Annotated in this window: 12 protein-coding genes and 1 pseudogene; 11 read left to right on the top strand and 2 right to left on the bottom strand. The window is 69.6% G+C overall.

What is annotated here, in order from left to right; genetic code table 11:
• Positions 1-184: 184 nt before the first annotated feature.
• A complete protein-coding gene (locus ACGFWJ_RS05945) occupies positions 185-1294 on the bottom strand; it encodes a PucR family transcriptional regulator (protein WP_392945696.1) in 1110 nt (369 codons plus the stop codon).
• Positions 1295-1442: 148 nt separating this feature from the next.
• Between ACGFWJ_RS05945 and ACGFWJ_RS05940 the strand changes: the two genes are divergently transcribed.
• From ACGFWJ_RS05940 to ACGFWJ_RS05915, 6 genes are all read left to right on the top strand, one after another.
• Positions 1443-2123: a phosphatase PAP2 family protein gene (locus ACGFWJ_RS05940; RefSeq protein ID WP_392945694.1), complete on the top strand. Its 681-nt coding sequence runs from the start codon at positions 1443-1445 to the stop codon at positions 2121-2123.
• An 88-nt stretch (positions 2124-2211) separates the two neighbouring features.
• Complete coding sequence (locus tag ACGFWJ_RS05935; RefSeq protein ID WP_392945692.1) at positions 2212-3297, top strand: S-(hydroxymethyl)mycothiol dehydrogenase; 1086 nt, start codon at positions 2212-2214, stop codon at positions 3295-3297.
• Positions 3297-3926: an MBL fold metallo-hydrolase gene (locus ACGFWJ_RS05930; protein WP_392945690.1), complete on the top strand. Its 630-nt coding sequence runs from the start codon at positions 3297-3299 to the stop codon at positions 3924-3926. The genes ACGFWJ_RS05935 and ACGFWJ_RS05930 overlap by 1 nt, the downstream gene beginning before the upstream one ends.
• Before the next feature lie 154 nt (positions 3927-4080).
• On the top strand, positions 4081-4626 hold the full coding sequence (locus tag ACGFWJ_RS05925; protein WP_387646955.1) for an RICIN domain-containing protein: 546 nt from the start codon (positions 4081-4083) through the stop codon (positions 4624-4626).
• A gap of 23 nt (positions 4627-4649) precedes the next feature.
• The gene (locus ACGFWJ_RS05920; RefSeq protein ID WP_392945687.1) at positions 4650-5204 is read left to right on the top strand and encodes an RICIN domain-containing protein; all 555 of its coding nucleotides are present in this window, start codon (positions 4650-4652) and stop codon (positions 5202-5204) included.
• Positions 5205-5227: 23 nt separating this feature from the next.
• Positions 5228-5782, top strand: coding sequence for an RICIN domain-containing protein (locus ACGFWJ_RS05915; RefSeq protein WP_387864238.1), 555 nt, complete (start codon positions 5228-5230; stop codon positions 5780-5782).
• A 131-nt stretch (positions 5783-5913) separates the two neighbouring features.
• Here ACGFWJ_RS05915 and ACGFWJ_RS05910 read toward each other — a convergent pair whose 3' ends face one another.
• Complete coding sequence (locus ACGFWJ_RS05910) at positions 5914-6711, bottom strand: transposase (protein ID WP_392945685.1); 798 nt, start codon at positions 6709-6711, stop codon at positions 5914-5916.
• 129 nt (positions 6712-6840) lie between these two features.
• Between ACGFWJ_RS05910 and ACGFWJ_RS05905 the strand changes: the two genes are divergently transcribed.
• From ACGFWJ_RS05905 to ACGFWJ_RS05885, 5 genes and pseudogenes are all read left to right on the top strand, one after another.
• Complete coding sequence (locus ACGFWJ_RS05905; protein WP_392945683.1) at positions 6841-7221, top strand: transposase; 381 nt, start codon at positions 6841-6843, stop codon at positions 7219-7221.
• Positions 7222-7479: 258 nt separating this feature from the next.
• A pseudogene (locus ACGFWJ_RS05900) lies at positions 7480-7989 on the top strand (transposase family protein); the annotation flags it as partial.
• A gap of 547 nt (positions 7990-8536) precedes the next feature.
• Complete coding sequence (locus tag ACGFWJ_RS05895) at positions 8537-16543, top strand: ricin-type beta-trefoil lectin domain protein (protein ID WP_392945681.1); 8007 nt, start codon at positions 8537-8539, stop codon at positions 16541-16543.
• Between the two features lie 2 nt (positions 16544-16545).
• Entirely contained in the window at positions 16546-16953 is a 408-nt protein-coding gene (locus ACGFWJ_RS05890; protein WP_392945679.1) for a hypothetical protein, read from the top strand.
• A gap of 155 nt (positions 16954-17108) precedes the next feature.
• Positions 17109-17834, top strand: coding sequence for a hypothetical protein (locus ACGFWJ_RS05885; protein ID WP_392945677.1), 726 nt, complete (start codon positions 17109-17111; stop codon positions 17832-17834).
• The last annotated feature ends 27 nt before the right edge of the window (positions 17835-17861 follow it).

Below are 17861 nucleotides of genomic sequence, written 5' to 3'. Positions count from 1 at the left end.
TCTTGACGCGCAATCCACGCATGTGCCAGGACGGGCGCGAAAACAGGGGCGCTGGGGGTACCCCCAGCGAAGCGAGGGGGCGGAACTGCGCGAAGGGGAACGCAACTGCCGGCAAGATCGCGACACCGAACAATGACTTGCACGTGCTCGCGACCTCACGGACCGGCTTGCGCTTGGCGCGCAGCTAAAGACCTTGCCCCGGCCACCCCAGCAACCGAGCCCCCATCGCCGCCGTCTCCAGCGTGTACCGGTGCAGCGCGTCCGCCGGGTCGTACCCGGTCAGCGCCTTGATGCGCTCCGTCCGGTAGCCGAGCGTCCGTACGCTGACCCCCAGGCGGCGAGCCGCTTCCGCGTTGACGTAGCCCGCCTCCGCCTGCACGGCGATGGTGTCGAGCAGTGGGCCGGCCCCGCCGCGGGCAGCGGCGAGCGGGCCGAGGACCGTACGCACCAGGTCCGCCATCGCCGCGCGGTCGCGCATCAGGACCGGGAAGACCAGCAACTCCTCGGCTTTGAGCAGCTCCGACGGCAGGTCGAGCCGTTCCGCGAAGTCGAGCGCGTCGAGCGCCTCCTCGTAGCTGCGCACCACGCCGCCGGCCCCGGAGTGGCGTCGTCCGGTGGCGACCCGGCGGGCGGGTGGGTAGCCGGGGCCGGGGCGCAGTGCGAGGCGGGCGAAGGCGTCGAGGACGGCCTGTTCGCTCTCGGGGGCGACGCACACCAGCCGGCCGTCCTTGGTGGCGAGCAGGACGTCGCGTTCGCCGAAGCGGCCGGTGAGTTCGCGTTCGACGCGGCGTACCACGGCGTCCAGGTGGCCGTAGGGCTGGTCGGCGCCGACGGCGACGGCGACGGCGTGGGTGCGGGCCAGGCGCAGGCCGAAGCGTTCGGCGCGTTCGGCGAGGGTGCCGAGGTCGCTGCGGCCGTACAGCAGGTCGTCGATGAACTCGCGGCGCGCGGCTTCCTCCTGGCGGACGGCCAGCCGTTGGGCGCGCTCATGGCCTTCGCCGAGGGCGGCGAGGGCGGTTTCGGCGGCGATCAGCAGGGCTTCGCCGACCTGTCGCAGTTCGCCGACGGTGCCGGCGCCGGCGATGCCGGGGAGGGTGGGCCAGGCCCGGCGTCCGGCGCTCATGCAGTGGGCGACCAGGTCGCGCAGGCCCTGTCCGGTCTCGGCGCCGCGTTCGCCGAGGGCGCGCAGTGATTCGACTTCCGCGCGGGTCAACCGGCGTCCGGAGCGGGAGACTTCGGCGAGCATCCCGACGTACCGGTCGCCGAGTTCCGCGGCCACCGCCTGCTCGGCCATCCTTGACACTCCTTCACCTGCTGTTCGACCGCCGAATCCTAGCGATCGCCGACCGGTTCCGACTGCTGTTGTTCGGACCCGTACGATGTCCCCTGCGGTGCGTGCGGTTCCTGGCGGTGCGCCGCTTGCGACCTCGGGAGATTCCACGATGACGGCTGGCCGGAAGGCAGTGGTGGCGCTGGTCGGCTGCTGGGCGGCGTTCGCGGTGCTGGCGGGGGTGCTGGCCGCGCACGGGTGGGGGCCGTTCGGGTTCGAACAGGCCGTGCTGGACTGGTGCGTGGGGCACCGGCCGCCCGGCGCGACGACGGTGGCGACGATGGTGACGGCGCTGGGTTCGGCGCCGCTGCCGTACCTGATGACGCTGGCGGCGGGCGCGCTCATGGTCCGGCGGGTACCGAAGCCCGTCGCGCTGGTGCTGTTCGCGCCGACGGTGTGGCTGCTGCTCGGCCAGGGGCTGCGCCAGCTGCTGATGCACGGCTTCGGCCGGCCGCGGCCGCCGCTCGCGGACCGGGCGGTGCACGCCTCCGGTTTCTCGTTCCCGTCGGGGCACGCGTTCACGGCCGCGGCCTGTGCGGGACTGCTGGCGCTCGCGGTGGTGCTGGCCCGTCCGGCGGCTGCCCGCCTCGCGGTGGTGGGGGCGGTGCTGTTCGCGGGGGCGGTCGGTGCGAGCCGGGTGTACCTGGGGGTGCACTGGACGCTGGATGTGCTGGGCGGCTGGCTGCTGGCGGCGGGGTGGCTGGCGCTGGGTACGCTGCTGGCACGTCAGGGCCGGGAAAGTGGCGCTGTGCTGCTGGATCGTCGGCCCGCGGGTCGCTCGTCCGGGGACTGAACGGTCCGCCGCGCGGGCAGATCGGCGTAGGTTCGGCACAGGCGCGTCCGCGCCGCGAAATTGCCGTAAATGCAAGAAGGGTTTCGGGATGGCTCAGGTTGTGCGGGGTGTGATCGCTCGGGCGAAGGGCGCGCCGGTGGAGGTGGTGCCGATCGTGGTGCCCGATCCGGGTCCGGGCGAGGCCGTGGTGAAGGTGCAGGCGTGCGGCGTGTGCCACACCGACCTGCACTACCGGGAGGGCGGGATCAACGACGAGTTCCCGTTCCTGCTGGGCCACGAGGCGGCGGGCGTGGTGGAGGCCGTCGGCGAGGGTGTCGACAATGTCGTGCCGGGTGACTTCGTGATCCTCAACTGGCGTGCGGTGTGCGGCCGTTGCCGTGCGTGTCGGCGGGGCCGGCCGCAGTACTGCTTCGCCACCCACAACGCGAAGCAGAAGATGACGCTGGAGGACGGCACCGAGCTGTCGCCGGCCCTGGGCATCGGCGCGTTCGCCGAGAAGACCCTGGTCGCGGCGGGCCAGTGCACCAAGGTGGACCCGGAGGCCTCGCCGGCCGCGGCGGGCCTGCTGGGCTGCGGCGTGATGGCCGGTCTGGGCGCGGCGATCAACACCGGCCAGGTGGGTCGCGGCGACAGCGTCGCGGTGATCGGCTGCGGCGGCGTCGGCAACGCCGCGGTGATGGGTGCCCGGCTGGCGGGCGCGTCGCGGATCATCGCGGTGGACGTGGACGAGCGCAAGCTGGTCACCGCCCGCGGCCTGGGCGCCACCCACACGGTGAACTCGCGGGAGATCGACGCCGTGGAGGCGATCCGCGAGCTGACCGGCGGCAACGGCGCGGACGTGGTGATCGACGCGGTCGGCCGCCCGGAGACGTACAAGCAGGCGTTCTACGCCCGCGACCTGGCGGGCACCGTGGTGCTGGTCGGCGTTCCGACCCCGGAGATGACCCTCGAACTCCCGCTGCTGGACGTGTTCGGCCGCGGCGGTGCGCTCAAGTCCTCCTGGTACGGCGACTGCCTCCCCGAGCGGGACTTCCCGATGCTGATCGACCTGTACCTCCAGGGCCGGCTCGACCTGGACGCGTTCGTCAGCGAGACCATCCCGCTGGACGGCGTCGAGGAGGCGTTCGCCCGGATGCACCGCGGCGAGGTGCTGCGTTCGGTGGTGGTCTTCTGATGGCGGCCCGGATCGAACACCTGGTCACCGCGGGCGAGTTCTGCCTGGACGGCGGCACCTGGCAGGTCGACAACAACGTGTGGCTGGTCGGCGACGACCACGAGGTGATCGTGATCGACGCCGCGCACGACGCGGACGCGATCGCCGCGGCGGTGGCCGGGCGCACACTGGTGGCGATCGTCTCCACCCACGCGCACAACGACCACATCGACGCCGCGCCGGAGCTGGCCGCCCGCACGGGCGCGCCGATCCTGCTGCACCCGGACGACCAGGTGCTGTGGGACCAGACCCACCCGGACCGGGGGCCCGACGGCGCCCTCGCCGACGGTCAGCAACTGACCGTCGCCGGAACCGCCTTGACCGTTCTGCACACCCCGGGGCACAGCCCGGGCGCGGTCAGCCTGTACGCGCCGGAGCTGGGCACCGTCTTCACCGGCGACACCCTGTTCGCGGGCGGGCCGGGCGCCACCGGGCGGTCGTTCTCCGACTTCCCGACCATCGTCGACTCGATCCGCGACCGTCTGCTGACGCTCCCGGCCGAGACGGTGGTGCGCACCGGCCACGGCGACTCGACCACCGTCGGCGCGGAGGCCCCGCAGCTGGCGGAGTGGATCGCCCGCGGCCACTGACGGCCCGTCAACCATCCGCCGCCCCGGACGCCACGTCCGGGGCGGCGGCATTTTCGGCTGTCCATCATCTGTCCAACGGCCTTTCATACCGTCCCCTCACCTGGTCGGCGACGCGGGGGCGTCGCCCGCAGAACAGGAACAAGGGGGAAAGACAGTGAAGAAGAGATTCGTCGGTGCCTTGGTGGCCGGCGCCGCACTGGCCGCCACCATCACCGCGGCCGCGCCCGCAGACGCCATGGTGCAGCAGGGCTGGGCCCACATCCAGAACGTCGGCACCGGCCAGTACCTGGACGACTACGCGCACAACACCAACCAGGGCGCGCCGGTGTACACGTACGCGCAGACCGGGCAGTCCAACCAGTGGTGGTGGGTGGCCAACAACACCAACAGCACGGTCACCTTCTCCTCCTACGAGACGCAGCAGTACAGCAGCGTGGCCAAGTGGTGGTACCGCAACCTCGTCCGCGACGGCGGCAACCGCGGCGTCCTCGGCCCGCAGCAGCTCTGGACCGCCAACATCGGCTTCGGCGGCCTGCCGGGCGAGGAGCTCTGGTACTACGTGGCCGGCGACGCCGGGACGTACATCCACTCCGCCGCCTGGAACGGCGACTGCCTGACCGCCCACGCCTGGGGCCAGGTGACGGTCGAGGGCTGCCGCTCGGGCGACCACGACCAGCAGTGGAACGTCCTCTACAGCTGACCGGCCGGAAGGAGAGCCGCACCATGAAGCACATCCGAAGGATCCTCACCGCCGCCGGCGTGTCCCTGTCCGTCCTCGCCGGCGTGTTCGCCGTCGAGGCCCCCGCGCAGGCCGCCGTGCCGCAGGGCTGGGCGCACATCCGGAACGTCGGCACCGGCCAGTTGCTGGACGACTACGCCCACAACACCAACCAGGGCGCCCCGGTGTACACGTACGCGCAGACCGGGCAGTCCAACCAGTGGTGGTGGGTGGACAACAGCGGCAACAACACGGTCTCGTTCTCCTCCTACGAGACCCAGCAGGGCAACGGCCTCACCGGCTGGTGGTACCGCAACCTCACCCGAGACAGCGGCAACCGCGGCGTCCTCGGCCCGCAGCAGCGCTGGCAGCACGACACCCGCTTCGGTGAACTGCCCGGCGAGCAGCTCTGGTACTACGTGGGCGGCGACGCCGGGACGTACATCCACTCCGCCGCCTGGAACGGCGACTGCCTGACCGCCCACGCCTGGGGCCAGGTGACGGTCGAGGGCTGCCGCTCGGGCGACCACGACCAGCAGTGGCAGATCACCTACAGCTGACCCGCCGGAAGGAAAGTCCCACCGTGAAGAACATCCGAACGATCCTCACCGCCGCCGGCGTGTCCCTGTCCGTCCTCGCCGGCGTGTTCGCCGTCGAGGCCCCCGCGCAGGCCGCCGTGCCCCGGGGCTGGGTGCATGTCCTGAACATGGGCACCGGCCAGTACCTGGACGACTACGCGCACAACATCGACCAGGGCGCCCCGGTGTACAGCTACGCGCAGACCGGCCAGTCCAACCAGTGGTGGTACGTCACCATGACCTCCGCCAACCAGGTCGTCTTCTCCTCCTGGGAGACGGAGAAGTGCACCGACGGCTGGTGCACCACCAAGAGCTACCGGAACCTGCGAAACAGCTTCAACAACACCGGCGAACTGTCCGAGTACAACCCCTGGTACGACCCGTACGACAACACCGCGTCCCGGTCGCGCTGGTGGTATGCGGCCGGCGACATCGGCACGTACATCCACTCCGCCGACGGCGACCAGGGCTGCCTGACCTCCCACGCCGGAAGCCAGGTGACGATCGAGGGCTGCCGCACGGGCGACCGCAACCAGCAGTGGAACGTCATCTACGCCTGACAGTGAGGATGTGACGTGGTGATGTTGCCGGCGGGTCTGACCCTCCGCCTGACTGACGTCTCGACTGTCCTGTTTGGGATTGGTCGGCCCGCCGGGCATCACCACGCACGCGGCCGGACGGGCGTTTGACTTCATAGCGCCACTGTGTGTCGAGCGGCTTGGGCGAGTTGGGTGCGATGGTCGCGTTTCATGATCCGGTAGACCACGTTGGACAGGCGTCGCTTGAGGGCTCGGCGGACCTCGGACGGGGTCTTTCCTTCGGCGATCTTGCGCTGGTAGTACTCCTGGCCGCGGCCACCGTCGCGGATCTGAACGACGGCGATGACGTGCAGGACCGAGTTCAGGGCCCGATTGCCCCTGGTGTTGAGCCGGTGGCGGACGTTGTTGCCGCTGGAGGCGTCCAGTGGCGCGCTGCCGGTGTAGCTGGCGAAGTGCTGCTCGGTGGGGAAGCGGGTGACGTCGCCGACGTGGCCGAGAACCTTGGCGGCCAGCGCGGTGCCCAGGCCCCGCAGGCTGGTGAGCGTGGTGCGGGTTGCGGCCAGCGCCTCGCGCATCCGGATCTCGTTGTCCTTGACGAGACGGTCCAGGCGCCGCAGGTCGGCCAGCAGGTCGCGGGCTACGTCCCGGCGGCAGTTGTCGGTCGCGGTGACGGGGCGAATGCGCTTCATCGCGGCGGCGGCTTTGTCGGCGGACAGGCCGGTGGCCACTCCGCCGGGCAGCAGGTCACGCAGGACGGCGTGCAACCGGTTGAGGACGCGGGTGCGTTCGTGGACCAGGTCGTCGCGCCGCTCGGTCAGCAGCCGCAGGATCGTGGTCTGGTCCTCGGCGGCGACCTGCCGCAGATCGGGACGGAACAGGGCGACCTGAGCAACATGGCGGGCATCGGCCTCGTCCGTCTTGCGGTTGCCGCCGGTGCCCAACAGGATCACGGGCAGCCGGCCTTGCGCTCGACGAGACGGGAGGTGGACTGCGGTGGGCATCCTGACTTGAAGTGGTCTCACGTCCATACCTCTGTCGAGCCACACCGGACGGGTGTCGGTCAGTGAGGTTCCCCCGAGGTGCGGAAAGTTGCCGGACATGGCCTGATCCACCACAGCGACCACGGCTGCCAGTACACGTCCATCAAGTTCACAACCCGCCTACTGAAAGCGGGAATCGAGCCCAGCATGGGAACAGTCGGCGACTCCTACGGCAACGCCCTCGCGGAGAACTTCTGGAACGTCCTGAACACCGAGTGCGTGCGCCGCGCCACCTTCGCCACCCGCACCGGCGCCGACCTCGCCCTGTTCGCCTACATCGACGGCTGGTACAACACCCGCCGCATCCAGAAGCGCCTCGCTTGGCTCAGCCCCGACGAGTACGAGGCGAAGTACTACGCCGACCAGGCGACGGCCGAACCCGTGACCGTCGACCCACCCACACCCATCCTGACCATGTAATCAGCACCTCCCGCGCAATGGGGGAAGCTCAGGACGGCCTCCAGCCCGAGGCGAGTTCAGCGAACGATCCACTCCCCGCCTCGGCGGGCTGAACATGACCGGCTTGTAGTTCAGCCAGCTCCAGGCGTCAATGAGCCTTTTCAAGGCGGGCACCGATCGAGTGACGGCCTGGCGGTCGGTGTGTGGGCAGAACGAACGAGGCTCCCGGGCGGTTGAGCGAGATGTCTCACGTCTCAAGCAACCAGCCAGGGAGCCTCGTTGGTCGCCTATCCTGCCGCACTGGACCTGCCGCACGCGCTCGTCGAGTGGGTCACGATGCTCATCGTCACCCGCGAGGGTGACCGCCGCTGCAAACTCCGGCCCTCGCAGCGGGCTCTGGTCGCGCTGGCCTACCTACGCAAGCACGACACTCTCGCCCAGATCGCCGCCGGCTTCCGGATCAGCGTCGGCACCGCCCATGCCTACGCCCACCAGGTCACCGACCTGCTCACCCGGAAGGCGCCCGGCCCGACCCGGGCCCTGCGCGAGGCCGATCCGGAGTACGTCCTGGTCGACGGCACCCTCGCCGAGTGCGACCGCGTCGGCGACGGCCGGGCCGACTACTCCGGCAAGCACCGCCGCCACGGCGTCAACCACCAGGTCATCACCGGCCCGACAGGCAAGCTCGTGTGGATCTCCCGCGCCCTGCCCGGCCGCACCCACGACCTGACCGCCGCCCGTACCCACCGCATCGTCAGGACCTGCGTCCGGCTACGTATCCCGGCCCTGGGGACGGGCCCGCGGCTCCCGCATCGACCTGCGCACCGTCGCCGCACTCGCCTTCGCCGTAGCCGGAAGCAACCGCCTCCAGCGCCTCACCGCCAACCCCGCCGGGCACTGGCACCACGCCCTCGACACACCGCAGCAGGCGTGGGAGCCCGCCACAGAGGTGATCAGGGACTTCACCGCCGCCAATCCCCATCAAACGAGCAGTTGACGCCAGAACGGCCGAGGAGCGCGACAACGCCGGGCTCCTCGCTCCGAGACCTACAGGCAGGAGATGGTCGAGACAAATGTCCGCTATCGATGGAAATGTCACGTTCAGTCATTACTGTCCGCATCGTGGATGAATCACGCAGGTCGCCCCGATTCTGATGACATTTCGGCCGATTCGTGTCCTAATTGATATGGATTTCGAGCATTTTTGATGATTTTCTTATGGGATCTTCGTGCCCTGACCTTTCATCAGGTCGGATGTACAGATAACGATCCCTTGGGAGTAGCTTTGCTACGGAAGTCCCGGGCCTCACGTGCTTTTGCAGGTGGGGCCTTCACTGTGCGCAGATCGCGGCGGATAGCCGTGCTCGCCGCGCTCGGCCTGCTGGTGGAGACCGGTGTGGCGCTCGATGCGCTGACCGCAATTCCGGCGGCGGCCACGGAACGTACGGCCTCGGCCCAACCGGCCGCTTCATCGGCGACGGAGGCACCGGACCAGGCGTCGGCGTTGATGGCGGCGCGATTGAACAATCGGCGGATCGAGGTGACGGGCGCCCGGACGGAGACCACGACGCTGTGGGCCAATCCGGACGGCACCTTGAGCCAGGACCTGTCGGTCGGTCAGATCCGGATGAAAGTCGGCGAGGCGTGGGTGCCCGTCGACACCACGCTGGTGGAGACCGGTGACGGGAGCATCGCGCCGAAGGCCCACCCTGAGGGGCTGGTGTTCGCCGGCGGTGAGGCCTCGGTCAAGGTCGGTGACACGCTTCCGGCCGCTGGCACGCCGTCCGCCGCCCCGAGCGCGTCCGCGTCCGTGTCGGCGCCTGCTTCCGACGCGCCCGGCAAGCCGGCGTCGTCCCCGTCCCCGTCCGCGTCGACGTCGCCTTCTGCTGCGCCTTCCGCGTCTGCGTCGCCTTCGGCGTCCGTGTCGCCCTCCGTCCCGGTGGCGCCTTCGGGCACAACTTCGCCGTCCGCTGCGGCGTCCGAGAACGAGCGGGCTTCCCGTACCGCTCCTCGGGCGGTCGCACCTGCGGCCGACCCGCAGACAGCGGTGCTGCCCCAGCGGGATCTGGTGAAGATCGGCTCCGGCGACCGCCAGGTCGAGCTTCGGTGGCTGGGCAAGCTACCCAAGCCGAAGTTGTCTGGTTCCACCGCCACCTACGTCGATGCCCGCCCGGGTGTGGACCTGGTGCTGGAGGCGACCCGCACTGGCTTCGAGCAGTACCTGATCGTCAAGAACCGGGAGGCGGTGTCCCAGGCCGGCACGCTGACGCTGCCGCTGGACACCACCGGCTACACGGTGGAGCGGCAGGAGGACGGCTCGATCCACCTGACCGACCCGGCGGGCGGCAAGCCGACCGTGCGCATCCCCGCCCCGACGATGTGGGACGCCGCGCTGGACGAGAAGTCCGGCGAGCACCTGCACCGCGGCGCGGTGTCGATGGAGCTGCGCGGCGAAGGCGCCTCCGCGGAGCTGGTGTTCACGCCGGACACCGCGTACCTGGCCGACCCGGCGACGCAGTTCCCGGTGACCGTCGACCCGGTGGTCGACGTCGGCACGAACTTCGACACCTTCGTGCAGAGCGACTACACAAGCGACCAGTCATCGGCCACCGAGCTGAAGATCGGCACGTACAACGGCGGTGCTGTAAAGGCGCGTTCGTTCCTCCACTTCCCTGGTGGCGGGTTCAACGGTAAGCAGATCCTGGGCGCCAAGCTGTATCTGGCGAACTTCCACTCCTACTCCTGCACCCCCAAGCAGTGGGAGGTGTGGGCGGCCCAGTACGCGTCCACCAGCAGCCGTTGGAACAACCAGCCCGGTTTGATCTCCCGCTACGCCGTCTCGGACGAGACGCGGGACATCGCGAACGACGGCGACAACTACGACTGCTACGGCCCCGGCGGCACCTACTGGGTGCAGGCGGACGTCACCAACCTGGTGCGCGACTGGGCCGGCATGGGCGCGGGCACCTACGCGCTCGGTCTGAAGGCCGCGGACGAGAACGACTCCAACGGCTGGAAGCGGTTCGAGTCCTCCGAGGGCGCGCACTCCCCGTTCCTGTCGATCACCTACAACTCGATTCCGCCGACCCCGTCGACGGTCGACGTGCTGCCCTCCCAACAGGGCGACCCGCGCTACACCTCCTCCGCCAACCCGGTCTTCCAGGTGCTGGCCAGCGACCCGGACGGCGGTGAGGTCGGCGCCGACTTCGACCTGTACCGGGCGGGCGTCTTCGTCAAGCGCGTCTACAAGCAGGGCCCCAACGGCACCTACCTGCAGGCGCGCCCCACCGACTTCGGCCTGTCCCGACTCGACGAGGGCGTGTCCTACTCGATCGGCGCGCGGCTGTGGGACGGCATGGTCAACTCCGGTTGGACGCCGAGCGTCACGGTGATCGCCGACACGGTGAAGCCCGGCACACCGTTCGTCAGCTCCGCGTTCTACCCGTCCGACGACCTGTGGCACGGCGGGGCGGGACAGGCCGGCACCTTCACCTTCACCCCGGCCACCGGCGTCACCGACCAGATCGCCTTCGTGTACAGCCTCGACGGCGCCGCCGCGGTGACCGTCGATGCCACCGGCGCGGCGAACGCCACCATCACCCCCACCACTGACGGCCACCACACCCTGAAGGTCCAGTCGAAGGACCGGGCGGGCAACCTGTCCGACCCGACGTCATACGCCTTCTCGGTCGGCCAGGCCGGACTCGTCTCCCCGGTCGACGGCAGCCAGTCCGCCAAGCGCGTCAAGCTGCAGGTCGACGCCCAGACCCAGTACAAGCGGGTCGTCTACCAGTACCGGCGCGGCCCCGGCGCGACCGAGTACAACGTGCCGACCGCCAACCTGACCAAGGCCGACAACACCCCTGTCACCGACCCCAAGCCGCTGCTCGCCGACCTCGGCCCGCACGCCAACTGGACGGTCGTCGACACCCTCGGCAACATCGGCGGCGTCGTCCAGATCCGCGCCGTGCTGTTCCCGCAGGACGGCTCCGGTAACGGCTACGCCACCGCCTGGAACACCATCACCGTCGACCGCAACGCCGACGGCGCGGCCGGAACCGACATCGGCCCCGGCTCGGTCAACCTGCTCACCGGCGACTACTCCGTCGACGTCACCGACGCCGACGAGTTCGGCGCCTCGGTGAAGCGGACCTCCTCCTCGCGCGACCTCGCGCGCGGCTGGCAGCCGCAGGGCGAGCGCCTGACGGCCAATCAGCGGCAGATCGGCTACAGCACTGACGGCTTCACCGCCGGCCAGAACACTGTCGAACGCTCCACCGCGCGCGGTCACGACAACAGCACCGACTCACTGCGGATCGTCGCGACCGGCCAGGACTCCTACGCCGCCGTCGGCGGCGACAACTCCATGGCCATGGGCATGCAGCCGGGCAAGACCTACCGGCTCACCGGCTGGATCTACGTCCCCGGTGCCACCGGCCTCAGTCCCAACTACACCGACCGAGGTCTGCGCCTGGCCGGCTTCACCCGCACGTCCGCGGGCTACGCCCAGGTGACCTCACAGAAGGCCGCCTTCACCGACGGCTGGCAGCAGCTGACTGTCGACATGTTCGTCCCGCAGGGCGCGACCGAGGCGTTCTTCCGCCTCTACAACGGGTTCTCGGCGGCCGGCAAGGAGGTGTTCTTCGACGACCTGTCGCTGAAGGAGATCGTCGCGCCGCTCGGCCCGCAGTGGTCCGGCGGCCCGGACGCGGGAGCCGGCTCCGACTACCGCTCGCTGTCCTTCCCCGAGTCCGATCTGGCGGAGATCAAGCTCACCGACGACTCCTCGCTCACCTTTGCCACGGGCATCGCCGGAACCTTCTTCCCCGAGCCCGGCGCCGAGTCGCTGACGCTCACCGCGCAGCCGGCCGTCGCGGGGCGGATCACCACCCCGACCACCGGACGCTGCTTGGACGTCAACGGCTCCAACACGGCCGACGGCACCGCCGTGCAGACCTGGGACTGCAACCCGTCCACCGCGCAGCAGTGGACTCTCGCCGACGACGGCTCGCTGCGGGCGCTCGGCAAGTGCCTGGACGTCCCGAACAGCTCCACCGCGGACTACGTCAAGCTCCAGTTGTGGGAGTGCAACCGCAGCGGCGCCCAGAAGTGGGAGCTCCGCGCCGACGGCAGTCTGATGAACGCCAACTCCGGCAAGTGCCTCGACGCCCCGGACTCCGGCGGGCAGGGCACCCAGGTCACCCAGCACTGGTGCCACGGCGGTCTCAACCAGAAGTGGACGCCCGACAACACCGGTACCACCTACAAGCTCACCGACCTCGACGGCACCACCACGGTGTTCGGCCGCGGCCGGGGCAGCAGTCAATTCCTGGTCCAGAGCGAGACCGGCCCCGAGGCGGCCTCCACCACCCGCTACGTCTACGACATCACCGACGGCCGTGCGCTTCCCAAGCGCGCCGTCCCGACGGTGGAGCCCGGTGTGGACGACGCCGGCGGCTGCCTCACCGATCCGCTGCCGCGCGGCTGCGAGGCAATGGACTTCGACTACGCGACCTCGACCACCGCGGTGGCCGGGACACCCGGTGACTTCACCGACCGGATCCGCTCCGTCAAGGCATGGTCGTGGAACCCGGCCACATCCAAGCAGGAGGCCGTCGAGGTCGCCCGATACCTGTACGACGAGCAGGGCCGGATGGTGCAGGTCTGGGACCCGCGCCTCGACCAGCCGGTGAAGACCGCCTACACGTATGACGCCACCGGCCGGGTCAAGCGGATCGCCCCCGCGGGCGAGCTGCCGTGGGATTTCGACTACGGCGCGGCAGCCGGTGACCCGGACGCCGGACGGCTCCTGAAGGTCCGCCGCGGCACCCTGGCGCCGGGCACGAAGGACCAGGTCAACGGCGAGATCGCCACCAAGGTCGTCTACAACGTGCCGTTGACCCGTGGCGTGGGCGGCCCGTACGACCTGTCCGGCGCGGACGTCGCGCAGTGGGCGCAGACCGACGCCCCCACCGATGCCACCGCAGTGTTCGGACCGGAGGACGAGCCGGGCACCCACTCGGCGACCGCCACCGCCCCTGGCAAGGACGGCTACAAGCCCGCCACGGTGCACTACCTCAACGCCTCCGGCAACGAGGTCAACACCGCCACCCCGTCGGTCGTCGACAAGGGAGACATCGACACCAGCGAGTACGACCGCTACGGCCACGCCGTGCGCACGCTCAGCGCCACCAACCGGTCGATAGCACTGGGCAGCCACCCGGACAGCGCGCGGTTCACCGACGAACTCGGCCTGCCCGCCGCGTCCGCGGACCGGGCCCGCCTGCTCGACTCCCGCACCACCTACAGCACCGACGGCATCGACGTCACCGAGACCCTCGGGCCGCTGTACCGCGCCACCCTCTCCGAGGACATCGCGGGCGGCACCGCCCCGGCGAGCGTCACCGTCGAGGGCGAGAACATGCCCCGCCTCGGCACCACCGCGCAGGTCATCACCCAGAACGATGGCGGCTGGGTCGGCGGAGGCGGCTGGTCCGGCAACGCACAGGTGATGCTGGTCGGCAAGAAGGCCGGCGACAGCGCCTCGTTCCGGGTCACCGTCCCGGAGGAGGGCAAGTACCTGCTCTCCGCGAAGATGACCAAGGCCGCCGACTACGGCGTCGTCAAGTTCGTCCTCGACGGCACCGACGTCACCGGCAGCTTCGACGGCTACAACAACGTCGTCACCACCTCCCCGTGGTCCGCCGGAAGCGCCGCACAGTTGGCCCGCGGCGACCACCAGCTCGACCTGGTCGTCACCGGCACCAACCCGTCCGCCGTCTCGCCGTTCTATCAGGCGGGCATCGACACCCTGACCCTGACCAAGACCACGCTCAACCCGTCGCTCGCCGCCGGCACCCCGGTCCTGGTCCGCGACCACAACACGAGCACTTACGACGAAGGGAAGCCCGACGGCCAGGCCTACCACCTGGTCACCACTGCCACCGACGGCGCCCGAATCGACGGCTACGCGCAGGACACCGAACTGCGGGTCACCAAGAACGGCTACGGCACACCGATCGGCGGCACCTCCGGCTGGACGCTGAAGACGCCGACCTCGGTCACCACCGACGCCGCCGGCCAGGCGCTCACCGCGACGATCAAGTACGACGCCTCCGGCCACGCGCTGGAGTCCCGCAAGCCCGGCTCCACCGGCACGGACGCGACCACCGTCAAGACCGTGTTCTACACGGCCGGCGCCAACCCGGACGACGCGGCCTGCGGCAACCGCCCCGAGTGGGCGGGCGCCCCGTGCACCACCGGCCCGGGCGGTGCGGTCACCGGCGGCGACGCCACCCGGATGCCGACCACCCTGCCGGTCAAGCGGGTCACCAGGTACTCGCGCTTCGGCAACACCGAGGAGACCACGGAGACCAACGCGGGCAAGTCCCGCAAGTCCGTGACGGTCTACGACGGCGCGGACCGGATCGTCTCGGCCGAGATCACCTCGGACGAGGGCCTGGCCCTGCCGCAGGTCACCACCGAGTACGACCCCGCCACCGGCCACATCGTCAAGACCACCGCCGGAGGCAAGTCGCTCACCCGCGTCCTGGACGCGCTCGGCCGGCTGATCTCCTATACCGACGCCGACGGCGGCACCACCACCACGGAGTTCGACAAGTACGGCAAGCCCGCCAAGGTCACCGACCCCACCGGCTCGACAACCTACGGCTATGACCGCGCCAAGGAACCCCGCGGCATGGTCACCTCTGTCACCGACAGCCTGGCAGGCGAGTTCACCGCGAAGTACGGCCCCGACGGGCGGCTCGCCGAACAGACGTACCCCGGCGGGATCGTCCGCAAGGACACCTTCAACGCGGTGGGCGAGGCCACCGGCCGCACCTACACCCGCGCCGCCGACGGCGTGACCGTCTGGTCGCAGTCCGTCGACGTGTCCACCCAGGGCGCCGTTGCCAAGGACACCTCGTCCACCGCAACCCGCGCCTACAGCTACGACCGCCTCGGCCGCCTCACCAAGGCCGAGCAGAGCACCGTCGCCGCCGGCTGCGTGACACGTCAGTACACCTTCGACGCGCACTCCAACCGCCTGGCGAAGCTCACCTCCCCGTCCGCCTCGACCGGTGGGTGCGCAACCGCCAACCCGGTCGCCGAGAACCACACCTACGACAGCGCCGACCGCCTCACCGACGCAGGCTTCACCTACGACGCCTTCGGCCGCACCGCGAAGACCGGCAGCGGCTCCACCAACACCTATTGGGCCAACGACAAGGTCGCCTCCCAGGAGAAGGGAGACACCAAGCAGGAGTGGCAGGTCGACGCCGCACACCGGCTGACCGGCTTCACCACCGCGAAGAAGCAGGCCGACGGCACCTGGGCGAACGCCTCGTCGAAGCTGAACCACTACGGCGACGACAGCGACGAGGTCCGCTGGACCATCGAGGACACCACGCAGGGCACCCTGACCCGCAACGTGTCCGGCCCGGACACAGACCTGGTCGCGACCACCAGCAAGACCGGCGACGTCACCCTCCACCTGACCGACCTGTTCGGCAGCGTCGTCGTCACCACCGACACCGCGCTCACCAAGCCCGTGGTGCTGGACTTCGACGAGTTCGGCATCCCGCAGGACGGCCAGGCAAACGTCCGCTACGGCTGGCTCGGCGGCAAGCAACGCTCCGCCGAAGCCCTCGACGGCGACATCCTGATGGGCGCCCGCCTCTACAGCCCGGCGCTCGGCCGCTTCCTCCAGGTCGACCCGACCCCGGGCGGCAACGCCAGCCCGTACGACTACTGCACCGGCGACCCGATCAACTGCACCGACCTCGACGGCAACTGGGGCTTCTCCTTCAAGAAGGTCCTCAACGTCGTCGCCAAGGTCGCCGAAGTCGCCGCCTACATCCCCGGCCCGATCGGAACTGCGGCTGCAGTCGTCTCGGCCGTCTCGTACGCGGCCACCGGCAACTGGGCCAAGGCCGGTGAGATGGCTGCGGTCGGGGCGGCCCAGATGATCGGCGCGGGCGTCGCGGCCAAGGGAGTCATCACCGCGGTGAAGGCCGTCAGGGCCGCCAATCGGGCCAACGCGATCTTCAAGGACTCCAGGGTGGGCGTACGGCTCTTCAAAGCGCCCATAATCGGCAGGAAGTCGCTGCTGTTCGGTGACAAGTTCGCTCCCGGCGCCAAGAGATCAGGCTTGCTCAATCGCGGTGGCAGGGACTCAAGGTGGTCAGCAGGTTGGAGCGCGCGAACGAACTGGAAGGGAACCTCCCCCTTCAAGGCACACCCGGCACAGTCCATGTCGAAGAAGAAACAGAAAGCCCGGGCCGTCTTCCGAGTCAAGATGGCAGGCAAGAAGTACGACCTCTGGAACGGACCATGGAGGTAACGGTGACACATGACGGACTCGCTCCGGGCTGCTCGGCGGAGGAAGTGGCCGAGGCCGCCCGTCTGTCCACGGCGTTCGCGGATGTCGAGACGGTCGAGGTCGCCGAGGCTCCGAGACTGCTCGACATCCACCTGGAAACCGTGACAGGCCACGAGTTCCTGGTCATGGTGAGCGAGAGTGCCCGTCTGGCTCGGATCCTTTTCGAGAACTACGTGTTCGACGACGTGCCGACCCATCGGATCCTTCAGTTCCTGGACCGGATCGACCGGCAGGAGGTCAACCTCTCGCTCTCTCGCAACGGTGGCCAACTGACCCTTCGAGTCCGGGTACCCGAAGGAGAGTGGGTCGACCGGCGAGGCGTCGCCGCCGACCTCTCGAACTGGGAGAGGACCGCCCTGGAGCGGAACTAACAGCACAGACCCAAGAACAAAGGCGCTTCGGCTGCGGCACCCCCGCTGCCGAAGCGCTTTTTTGGTGTCCTTGTCCGACTCCGCGGCTGCACGCTGTGGGCGAGCCGGTTCTTGATCTGGCACCTTGCCGACCGGTCACGAAGTAGAGCGCGGCCATGCAGCCGATCGTGCTGGACGGCATCACGTCCAGTGCAGTGCAGTCGGTCCAGCGGCCCGCGAGGCTCGGGGCTTCCTGGCATGTCGCCGCGCGTCCGCAGTTGCTGGACGACTTCGCCTTCGGTTCGCTGCCCCCGACTACCACCGACCGCACGGTCGAACCGGTCGAGCAGCCCTTTCAACGCAGGATCGGCCGAAAGCGCGTTGCTCGTCTCGTAGAGCAGTTCCGCAGGGTCGAGAACTTCGTCGTGCCGGACGGGATGCTACGGCTTACGGCGATCGATGATCTCGTCCTGATCGACGGTCAGCACCGTCTTGCGGCTGTCCAACGCGGCGAGCCGCACCTCAGCTTCCTCGAAGCGTTGCCCGTCGCCTCGATGGTCTCCCACGGCGTCGACGTGGAGCAGACTAAGTACTCACAGCGGCGCGGCTCGACTGCCGATGTCGTGTGGCCCGACGGGCTGGTCGTCCAAGCAAAGCTCCAGAGCGCCTTGAGCAGGCTGGAGTCCGGGTACTGGCTCGCGTTGGCGCTCGCCTCGGCCACGACGTGGTCGACTACGCCAGCACCTGTCGTGTCCTTCATCCGCGACGTGGAGCCCCTGGCCGTTGCCTGCGGGATTACGAGACTGAGCAGGCCACTGGTGCCCAGGGCTCCAGGACCGATCTGCGCGGCCGGTCGCTTCGGGGTGGGCGACCACGGGCTGAACCTCAGCCTGGCTGCCTGATCTGACACACCCTCCGGTTCTTCAACT

It is taken from the genome of Kitasatospora sp. NPDC048407 (assembly GCF_043200475.1).
Lineage (GTDB): Bacteria > Actinomycetota > Actinomycetes > Streptomycetales > Streptomycetaceae > Kitasatospora.
Note: the sequence above shows the minus strand (reverse complement) of the source record. Positions and strands in the feature narration are given on the sequence as shown.

Bases quoted from the DNA above. Each gene is read 5' to 3' on its own strand.
- ACGFWJ_RS05945 (WP_392945696.1), bottom strand. From the start codon at position 1,294: ATGGCCGAGCAGGCGGTGGCCGCGGAACTCGGCGACCGGTACGTCGGG.
- ACGFWJ_RS05940 (WP_392945694.1), top strand. From the start codon at position 1,443: ATGACGGCTGGCCGGAAGGCAGTGGTGGCGCTGGTCGGCTGCTGGGCG.
- ACGFWJ_RS05935 (WP_392945692.1), top strand. From the start codon at position 2,212: ATGGCTCAGGTTGTGCGGGGTGTGATCGCTCGGGCGAAGGGCGCGCCG.
- ACGFWJ_RS05930 (WP_392945690.1), top strand. From the start codon at position 3,297: ATGGCGGCCCGGATCGAACACCTGGTCACCGCGGGCGAGTTCTGCCTG.
- ACGFWJ_RS05920 (WP_392945687.1), top strand. From the start codon at position 4,650: ATGAAGCACATCCGAAGGATCCTCACCGCCGCCGGCGTGTCCCTGTCC.
- ACGFWJ_RS05885 (WP_392945677.1), top strand. From the start codon at position 17,109: ATGCAGCCGATCGTGCTGGACGGCATCACGTCCAGTGCAGTGCAGTCG.